Source organism: Phycisphaerae bacterium (genome assembly GCA_012729815.1).
Taxonomy (GTDB): Bacteria; Planctomycetota; Phycisphaerae; order JAAYCJ01; family JAAYCJ01; genus JAAYCJ01.
In genome coordinates, this window is sequence record JAAYCJ010000258.1 from 1 (window position 1) to 1,503 (window position 1,503).

Genomic DNA, 1,503 nt, shown 5'->3' on the forward strand with positions numbered 1-1,503 from the left:
GCTTTCCCGCACGAAGTTCTATCCGTGGGATCCGACGCTGATCGACCGGCTGACCGCGGACGGCGTGATCGACAAGGCCCACGTGGACGCGGCGGCTGGGCGGTTTGCCAGCGACACCGGACAGCTCAAGCTCGATGCGAAGGCGGAGACCTTCCAGGCCGTCACGCCGAACAGCGAGGCGTTTATCATCCTGAGGAAGGGCGAGCTGGCGGGCGAGCGGGTGCGGGTGGCGAACGACGGGCAGGCGTGCACGGTGATGGTGGCGGCGATCGACGGTCAGCCGATCGCCGAGAGCCGGCGGCTGCTCGTGCTGCACCTGACCGACGTGCAGAACGACCGGATCAAGTTCCGCAGCCGCGATCTGACCGTGCTCGAGCACATCGGCCAACTGCCGCATCTGGTCCGCCGAGGCTCCGCGGAGATCAGCATCAAGCTGGAAGACCCCGGTGCGGTCGAAGTTTGGGCGGTCGATCTGTCGGGCAAGCGGCAAAAGAAGATGGAGACGCGCGTCGCCGACGGCGCGGTCACGTTCACCGCGGCAACGGTTCAGCCGGAGGGGACGTTCCTGGCCTACGAAATCGAGCGCCAGCCGTAGGCATTACCTCGAGGCGATCAGGTCCTTGAGCGTCGCTGCGTCCTGGAGAAACCTCTCCGGCGAGTCGTCGCGCACAAACTCCAGCATGGCGGCGTGGCCGCGACCGGTCGAGTTGGCCAGAGCCAAATACTCCCGCCAATCCACTTGGCCCTCAGCCAACGGCAAGCGCTCGTGTTCGACCCAGTGGAAGACGTGCAGGTTGCTCAACCGAGCCAGCACGCGGCGGAGGCTCTCGAGCCGCTGCTCCGGCGAATGCGCCCGCGACGGCTGCCAATACAGGAAAATGTTCCGCGCAGCCTCCGCATCGCAGCCATCCAGCTCATCAAGCAGCCGATCCACCGAATCCGGCGTATCGGTCAGCGTTCCGCCGTGATACTCCAGCGAGATGGTCGTCTTGTGCGACAGAGCCAACCGCGCGATCCGGCAGAGGTCGGCTATTACCGTCTGGCGATCCCGCGGTCCGGCGTCGGCTGAGCCCTTGTGCCCAGCCCATACCCGGATCGTCGGCGCCGCCAGGACCAGCGCCGTCTCGAGCACCGGCTCGAACGCCTCATCGCCTTCAGACCGATAGTACGAGCCGTACGAGGCGACGCGAAGGCCCGAATCGATGGTCATCTCTCGCACCTCTTTGGCCAGCCTGGCGTCTCCCGGCGGCACGTGTACGTCGCCGCCCCATTCGATCGCACAAAGCCCGGCTTTGGCCGCCAGGTCCACGATCTGCCCGGGCATCAGTTGGCGAAACGTCACCGACACCAGTCCGTGATCGATCATCGCTCGTAGTTCCTCTCCACGCCGATGGTTTGCCCCGTCTCGTGCGCCCGGTAGACGGCCAGGGCGACCGCAACGACCTCGCGTCCGGCGTGTCCGTCGGTCCGGCTGGGGCGATGTTGGCGGATCGACTCGGCGAA

General features: G+C 66.3%; 3 protein-coding genes. 1 reads left to right on the top strand and 2 read right to left on the bottom strand.

Annotation, left to right across the window (positions count from 1 at the left end; genetic code table 11):
• Positions 1-595: hypothetical protein (locus GXY33_16985; GenBank protein NLX06834.1), on the top strand; the 595-nt coding region annotated here is incomplete at its 5' end.
• A gap of 3 nt (positions 596-598) precedes the next feature.
• Here the strand turns inward: GXY33_16985 and GXY33_16990 are convergent.
• Both GXY33_16990 and GXY33_16995 read right to left on the bottom strand, forming a co-directional pair.
• Positions 599-1,366: a sugar phosphate isomerase/epimerase gene (locus GXY33_16990; GenBank protein NLX06835.1), complete on the bottom strand. Its 768-nt coding sequence runs from the start codon at positions 1,364-1,366 to the stop codon at positions 599-601.
• Positions 1,363-1,503: glucose-fructose oxidoreductase (locus tag GXY33_16995; GenBank protein ID NLX06836.1), on the bottom strand; the 141-nt coding region annotated here is incomplete at its 5' end. The genes GXY33_16995 and GXY33_16990, both read right to left, overlap by 4 nt.

Bases quoted from the DNA above. Each gene is read 5' to 3' on its own strand.
- GXY33_16990 (NLX06835.1), bottom strand. From the start codon at position 1,366: ATGATCGATCACGGACTGGTGTCGGTGACGTTTCGCCAACTGATGCCC.